We start from the raw sequence: 7,319 nt of genomic DNA, 5'->3' as shown, positions 1-7,319 counted from the left end.
TTCCGTTCGATCGTCCGGTCATAGCTGTTGTCGCGCATGGGTCGCTCCTTTCCGCGATCCCATCACCGAATATCTGAACTCGCACAATTGCGAGCAAAGCGAAGCAATCCAGGGCAGCGCGCTCGGCGACGATGTGGTGTCTCCGCGTTTCCGATACTCCGTCAGCGCGAATGGCGCGAAACCCAGGGCCCGGGCGACGACGGAATGTCTGGCCCGCGGCCCTCGCCCTCAGTCCTTCTCCTTCAACCCGTAGTTCTTGAACTTCTCCACAACGACCGCGATTTCGTCATCGCCGAGCACCACCGGATTGCCGAACTGGCGCGCCACCGTGAGCTGGTGAGCGAGGGTTTCGATCTCGACGGCAAGCCACAGCGCCTTGGCGAGCGAGGGGCCGCCGGCGATCAGGCCGTGGTTGGCGAGGAGGCAGGCGTTGCGGCCGTCGAGGGCGGCGAGCGCGTGGTCGGAGAGTTCCTTGGTGCCGTAGGTGGCGTAGGGTGCGCAGCGGATGGTCGGACCGCCGGCGCCGGCGATCATGTAGTGTACCGCCGGGATTTCCTCCCGGCACATCGCAATGGCCGTGGAATAGATCGGGTGGGCGTGGACGACGGCGTTAAGGTCCGGCCGCGCCTTCAGGATGTCGAGGTGGAAGCGCCATTCCGACGAGGCGGCGTATTTGCCGGTCGCCGTGCCGTCGAAATCCATGGCGACGATGTCCTCCGGCACAAGTTGCTCGTAGGCGATGCCGCTCGGCGTAATGAGGATGCCGTCGCCATGGCGCACCGAGACGTTGCCGGACGTGCCCTGGTTGATGCCGACGTCGGACATTTTCAGGCAGACGTCGATGATCTCCTGCCGCAACCGGCGCTCCGCCGCTTCCATGACCTGTACTCCCTCAATCTCGGACGGGCCCGTCATAGACCTGGCGGCGGGAGCACAAAAGGAAAAAGCGGCCCCGCGTCGCGAGGCCGCTTCTCCGGAGCGCTTCGACAGTGCGGGCAAAGCGCCCCAGGCCGCGTTTGGAGGTCGTTCCCGGTCGCCGCGGCCTATTTCACCTCGATCTTCGTCAGCTCCTCGCCGTCGGGATCGACCACATGGACCGCGCAGGCGATGCAGGGATCGAAGGAATGGATGGTGCGCTGGATCTCCAGCGGCTGTTCCGGGTTGGCGAGCGAGTGTCGGTCCATCAGCGCCGCCTCGTAGGGGCCCGGCTTGCCTTGCGGGTCGCGCGGGCCGGCGTTCCAGGTCGAGGGCACCACGGCCTGGTAGTTGTCGATGCGGCCGTTCTTGATGACGATCCAGTGGGCGAGCCCGCCGCGCGGCGCCTCCATGAAGCCGACGCCCCTGGCCTCCGACGGCCAGGACGACGGATCCCACTTCGCCTCGTTGTGGACGGAGAGGTTGCCGCCCTTGATGTTGGCGATCAGGTTGTCGAGCCAGACCATCATCTGGTCGGCGACGATCTTGGATTCCAGCGTGCGCGCCGCAGTCCGCCCGAGGGTGGAGAACATGGCGGTGAGCGGCAGGTCGAGCTTCGAGAGGGTCGCGTCCGCCAGCGCCTTGGTCGGCTCGTGGCCGGTGGCGTAGAGCATGAGGACCCGGGCGAGCGGCCCGACCTCCATGACATCGCCCTTCCAGCGCGGCGCCTTCAGCCAGGAATAGCCCTTGTCGACATCGAGCTGGTCGTAGGGCGGCTCCGGCCCGTCATAGGCGAACTCCGTCTCGCCGTCATAGGGGTGAAGGCCCGCCTCCTTGCCGCTGGAATAGTCGTACCAGGAATGGGCGATGAACTCCTTGACCTCCTCCGGGCTGTCGAGGTCGACCGGATGGACGGTGGAAAGGTCACGATTGAGGATGGCCCCGCGCGGGATCAGCCAGGTCGACGGGTCGTCGTTGCCGTGTTCGGGGAAGTCGCCATAGCACAGGAAATTGCCGACGCCCTCGCCGCGCTCGAACCAGTCCTTGTAGAAGGAGGCGATGGCGATCGTGTCCGGCACATAGACCTGGTCGACGAAGGCTTGCATCGACTTGATGACATTGCGGATGTCTTCCAGCCCGACGATGTTGAGCGCGGTCATCGCCGCCCCGCCCGCCGCGCTGTTCGACGAGATCGGCGCCGGCGCGCCGCCGACGAGGAAATTCGGATGCGGGTTCTTGCCGCCGAAGATGGCGTGCAGGCGCACCACGTCGCGCTGCCAGGAAAGCGCCTCCAGGTAATGCGCCACCGCCATCAGGTTGGCTTCCGGCGGCAGCTTGTATTCCGGGTGGCCCCAATAGCCATTGGCGAAGATGCCGAGCTGGCCGCCTTCGACGAAGGTCTTCAGCTTCGTCTGCACGTCCGAGAAGTAGCCGGGGCTCGATTTGGAGTAGCTGGAGATCGACTGGGCAAGCTCCGAGGTCGCCTTCGGATCGGCGGCGAGTGCGGAGACCACGTCGACCCAGTCGAGGGCGTGCAGGTGATAGAAGTGCATGACGTGGTCATGCACATATTGCGCGGCGATCATCAGGTTGCGGATGAGGTTGGCGTTGGCGGGGATCTCGTAATTGAGCGCGTCCTCCACCGAGCGCACCGAGGCCATGCCGTGGACCAGCGTGCAGACGCCGCAGATGCGCTGGGCGAAGGCCCAGGCGTCGCGCGGATCGCGGCCCTTCAGGATGATCTCGATGCCGCGCACCATGGTGCCGGAGGAATAGGCGCCGGTGATGGCGCCGTCCGTTCCGGTTTCCGCCTCGATGCGCAAATGCCCCTCGATGCGGGTGATCGGGTCGACGACGATGCGGTTGGCCATGATCGGGTCCCCCTTCAGGCGTTCTCTGCCGATTGCAGGAAGTCGGACAGCAGCCGGTACTGGCGCTGGCGTTCCTCCTCCGCCAGGTCTTCCGGCGCATCGACGGAGGCGCAGGTCTTGGCCATGCGGGCATGGACGGCGGCGAGCCAGGCGACGTTGTCGCTCTTCATCTGGCCCGGCGGGGCGACGACGGCGCTCGCCGCCCTCGCCACGAAATAGTCGGCCTGGCACGACCAGTCGGCCTCCGCACCGCAGCGCGCATGGCTGTCGAGCGAGGCCTTCTTGGCGCTCTTGAAGACGGCGCTCTGCATTTCCGCCGACATGCCCTCGCGGGCGGCCTTCACCGCCTCGCGGACCCGGTCGTCGCTGGAAAAACCGATGACGCTTTCGACGAACTCCGCGCCGATCCGGCGCTGGTCGTCGATGGCAAGGCCGTCGAGCGCCTTGCGGAAATCTTGATCGTTGGTGATCTCGGACATGGCTGTCACCTCTCCTGACCCGCCGCCCGTCAGGCGTCGGTCTTGTCGGCCAGATGCTCGGCGAGCATTTCGGTGAGACCGACGACGGGGATATCCATATTGTTCTCCTCCAGCCCTTCCTCGAGCTGGATCCGGCAGTTGGCGCAGGCGGTGATCAGCTTGTCGGGCCTGACCTCCTCAAGCTGGCGCTTCTTGGCGTTGAACGCCGTCATCTTGAGGTCATGCGCCTCCTCGATGGCGCCGACGCCGCCGCCCGCCCCGCAGCACCAGTTCAGCTTGCCGTGGTCGTGCATCTCCACGAAGTTGCTGCAGATCATGTCGACGAGCCGGCGCGGCTCCTTCTCCACGCCGCCGCGGCGCACGAGCTGGCACGGGTCGTGGAAGGTGACCAGTTCGTCCTCCATGCCCTCGGTCTTCAGGAGCCCGCGCTCCCGAAGCTCGTCGAGCACTTCGACGATGTGCCGGGCCTTGAAGCTGTAGGGCCGGCCGATCAGATTCGGCCCCTCCCAGCGCAGCGCCGTATAGGCATGGCCGCATTCCGGGCTGATCACGGTCTTGACCTTCAGCTTCTCGGCGGCCTCGACGACGCGCGAGACGAGTTCGCGGGCAATATCGGACGAGCCGATCTGGATGCCGGAATTGGTCGCCTCGAAGGCCTCGCTGGAAAGCGTCCAGGAGAGCCCGGCATGGTCGAAGATCTGGACGATGGCCTCCAGATATTCCGGGTAGTTCATGATCTCCATGGACGACATCAGGACGAGGTATTCCGCGCCCTCCTGGTCGAACGGGACCTTGAGGCCGGTGTCGTTCTCCACGTGCCGGACCTGGGCCTGCACGGCCTTCAGCGTCACGCCCATCGGGCTGCCGATCCGAACCGCACGGGCCGAGGCGCCGATCAGGCCCTCCGGCGCGTAGCCGGCGGCGACCATGCCCTCGCGCTCCTTGCGGATCATGCCGGTGATGTCGTTGCCGACCGGGCAGACCATGGAGCAGCGGCCGCACAGGCTGCAGCCGTTGTAGACCAGTTCCTGCCACTCCTGCAGCATCTCGTCCGTCACCTTCGGGCCGAGCCCGACGGCCGACAGGAGCTTGCCGAAGAAGGTGTATTCGCTCCACCAGACCCGGCGCATCGGCTCGACCTTGTGGATCGGAATGTATTTGGGATCGTCGCTTTCGTTGAAGAACAGGCACGCATGGGCGCACATCCCGCAATGGACGCAGCTTGAGAAGAACGCCGCCGTGGAGGAATCGATCTGCTCCTTGAAAGCGGTAATGGCGCGTTGGCTGCGCTCGCTCATGATTCCACCCCTTTCCGGCCGAACGTGGAGCCCGTGTAGTAGCGCGCGATGAACAGCGTGAACGTGTGCATCAGCTTGGTGAACGGGAACAGGACCAGCAGCACCTCGACGGCGATGATGTGCACCGCCAGCATCAGCTCGTAGCGCAGCAGCATGTGGTGGAAGGCGAGATAGCCGGTCACGAACGCAAGGAACGTCGCCACCCAGACCAGATAGTCCTGGAAGGTGCTGAGGAATCTCAGCATCGGATCGCGCAGCCGGTTGACCAGAACCACCAGCATGGCGGCGATCGAGGCAACCGTCAGGAAGTCGACCAGGGGCGTCGGCAGGCTCGGCCAGGCAAAGCCGGTGATCGCCCGCCAGACCTCGATATGCGCCGCGGACAAAAAGACCACCACGAAGATGCCGATATGGAAGATGTAGCCGGAGACGATCACGAACGGATTGCGCCGGAACATGCCCTCGCGCGGGATCGAGCGGGTGAACATGGTGCTGAGACCGGACAACACCGCCCCCTGCCGCGCTTCCGAATAGTCCGGCCGGCGGCCGATCACCAGGATTTCGACGATGCGCAGCGTCACGCCCGCGGCAAAGATAACGAGCGCGATCTGAAACAGCGGTCCACGCGCAAGCGCCAAAAGGTCTACGGCGGTCATGACGACTTCTCCAGATCATCGACGGTGACGGTGGTGTGGTCGGCCCGCGCCTTCGACCGGGCGGCGCGGTGGACGAGCCCGGCGGCGACACCGGCGGCCGCCCCGCCGGCAACGGCCATCGCGGCGACCGGGCCGACCTCGTCGCTCGGCGCCGAGACCGGCTTGTAGAAGCCGCCCATGTCCCAGAAATGCGGTTCCGAGCAGCCAAGGCACCCGTGGCCCGACTGGATCGGGAAGGAAACGCCGCCGTTCCATTTCAGCGTCGCGCAGGCGTTGTAGGTGACCGGGCCCTTGCAGCCGAGCTTGTAGAGGCACCAGCCCTTGCGGGCGCCATCGTCATCGAAGCTCTCGGCGAACTGGCCCTTGTCGTAGAACGGCCGCCGGTAGCAGCGGTCGTGGATACTGTCGCCGAAGAAGGCGAGCGGCCGGCCGTGGCTGTCGAGCTCCGGCACGTTGCCGAAGGCGAGCACATGGGCGAGCGTTCCGGCCATCGCTTCGGGGATCGGCGGGCAGCCGGAAATGTTGATCACCGGCTTGTCCTTCACCAGCCGGCCGATCGGCATGGCGTTGGTCGGGTTCGGCTTGGCGTGCGGGATGCCGCCGAAGGCAGCGCACGAGCCGACGGCAACGACCGCAAACGCGTCCTTCACCGTCTCCTCCAGCATCTGCTGGTTGGTGATGCCGGCAATGGTCGAGTAGATCGCGCCGGCGCCGACCGGCACCGAGCCGTCGACGACGACGATGTATTTGCCCTTGTTGGCTTCCATCGCCTCATGTCGCGCCGCTTCCGCCGCCTCGCCGGAGGCCGCCTGCAGGGTATGGTGATAGTCGAGCGAGATGAAGTCGAAGATCAGGTCTTCCAGCGTCGGCGAATGGGCGCGGGTGATCGATTCCGTGCAGCCCGTGCATTCCTGGAAGGAGAGCCAGATCACCGACTGCCGCGGCGCCATGGCGAGCCCCTCCGCCATCGCCTTGGAGGCCGCCGGCGGCAACGCCATCAGCGAGGCCAGATAAGACGAATATTTGAGGAAGGCGCGGCGCGAGATGCCCCGCCGGGCCAGCAACTGGCCGAGGGTTCTGCCGTCAGACATGGTGCGTGTCCCTATCCAGCGTGGTGATGGGTTCGGGTGGGTCGGTCTCTCGGTCGGTCTTGAGGGTTTCGGCGAGCCGGTCCGCCGCCGCCGCGATGTCGTCGCGGTGCGAAAGAAGGATGTCGGGAATGGCGGTGACCTCGATCTGCTCGGCCGCGAGCCTGCGGTCGGCACCGAAATGGCGGACCCACCAGACCCCGGCATGGCCGGTCTCGCGGACCTCGCTCTCGCCGGCAACGTCGAGCATCGCCGTCACTTCGCCCTCGCCGAGGAGATCGGCGAGCGCGGCGCGGTCGGCCTCCAGCATCGGGAGGCTTTTCAGGTCGATGACCGCGGTCTCTCCGGTTTCCAGATAGTCGGCGAGCGCTGAAGAAATCTCGCGCAGCAGCGCCATCGCCAGCGGCGACTCCTCCCGCGTTGCGGCGACGCCCGCGTCGTCGTTGTGGGAGGGGGCGGCCTGTTCTAGCGGGTCCATTTGTCGACCAGTCCGGCAATGGCGGCGCAGGCGTCGGGGATGGCCGCGGCGACCGCGCCGGTCGGCTCGGTTCCCCAGGAAAGGATTTCGGGCTGGATGGCGATGAGCGCGCGGCGCTCCGGTCGGCTGCCGGAAAGGGCCGCCGCCGTCATCACGTCGGAAAGGGCGATCTCGTGGACGCTGCCCTTGCTGCGGCCGACCTGGGCGTCCATCTCCGCCCCCTCGAACACCCTGACCGCGCCCGGCGCGGCATGAAGCTCGGCGGCATCGACGACGATCAGCGCGTCGGCATCGGCAATGTCGGGCAACAGGCCGAGGCCGATCGTGCCGCCATCGCGAAGGGTCACCCCCCGCGGCAGGCCGGCGTCGGCATCCAGCCGACGGACAACGTGAATCCCGACACCATCGTCGGTAAGAACGGCGTTTCCCAGTCCGAGGACGAGCGTGCGATGCGCTTCCCCCGATATGTGCGGGTCTTCTGCGGACCCTCTGGCGGCTGTTCCGGTCATTACGACGAGCCCCCCGAAATTATGC

At 66.2% G+C, this 7,319-nt stretch carries 8 protein-coding genes; all 8 read right to left on the bottom strand.

Going from position 1 to position 7,319, the window contains the following annotated elements:
* Window positions 1-228 precede the first annotated feature (228 nt).
* The gene (locus M2319_RS22920; RefSeq protein ID WP_264603802.1) at window positions 229-879 is read right to left on the bottom strand and encodes a class II aldolase/adducin family protein; all 651 of its coding nucleotides are present in this window, start codon (window positions 877-879) and stop codon (window positions 229-231) included.
* A 164-nt stretch (window positions 880-1,043) separates the two neighbouring features.
* The gene (locus M2319_RS22915) at window positions 1,044-2,786 is read right to left on the bottom strand and encodes a nickel-dependent hydrogenase large subunit (RefSeq protein WP_264603801.1); all 1,743 of its coding nucleotides are present in this window, start codon (window positions 2,784-2,786) and stop codon (window positions 1,044-1,046) included.
* Between the two features lie 14 nt (window positions 2,787-2,800).
* Window positions 2,801-3,265: a hypothetical protein gene (locus tag M2319_RS22910; protein WP_264603800.1), complete on the bottom strand. Its 465-nt coding sequence runs from the start codon at window positions 3,263-3,265 to the stop codon at window positions 2,801-2,803.
* Window positions 3,266-3,294: 29 nt separating this feature from the next.
* On the bottom strand, window positions 3,295-4,563 hold the full coding sequence (locus M2319_RS22905) for a (Fe-S)-binding protein (RefSeq protein ID WP_264603799.1): 1,269 nt from the start codon (window positions 4,561-4,563) through the stop codon (window positions 3,295-3,297).
* A complete protein-coding gene (locus tag M2319_RS22900; RefSeq protein WP_264603798.1) occupies window positions 4,560-5,219 on the bottom strand; it encodes a respiratory nitrate reductase subunit gamma in 660 nt (219 codons plus the stop codon). Before M2319_RS22900 ends, M2319_RS22905 begins: the two co-directional genes overlap by 4 nt.
* Entirely contained in the window at window positions 5,216-6,310 is a 1,095-nt protein-coding gene (locus M2319_RS22895; RefSeq protein ID WP_264603797.1) for a hydrogenase small subunit, read from the bottom strand. The genes M2319_RS22900 and M2319_RS22895 overlap by 4 nt, the downstream gene beginning before the upstream one ends.
* Complete coding sequence (locus M2319_RS22890; protein ID WP_264603796.1) at window positions 6,303-6,785, bottom strand: hydrogenase expression/formation protein; 483 nt, start codon at window positions 6,783-6,785, stop codon at window positions 6,303-6,305. The genes M2319_RS22895 and M2319_RS22890 overlap by 8 nt, the downstream gene beginning before the upstream one ends.
* Window positions 6,773-7,294, bottom strand: coding sequence for a hydrogenase maturation protease (locus tag M2319_RS22885; RefSeq protein ID WP_264603795.1), 522 nt, complete (start codon window positions 7,292-7,294; stop codon window positions 6,773-6,775). The genes M2319_RS22890 and M2319_RS22885 overlap by 13 nt, the downstream gene beginning before the upstream one ends.
* Window positions 7,295-7,319: the final 25 nt, after the last annotated feature.

This window comes from Rhodobium gokarnense, assembly GCF_025961475.1.
In the GTDB taxonomy this organism is placed as follows: Bacteria; Pseudomonadota; Alphaproteobacteria; order Rhizobiales; family Rhodobiaceae; genus Rhodobium; species Rhodobium gokarnense.
The sequence above is the reverse complement of the archived record's forward strand: the minus strand, read 5'-3'. Positions and strand labels throughout refer to the sequence as shown.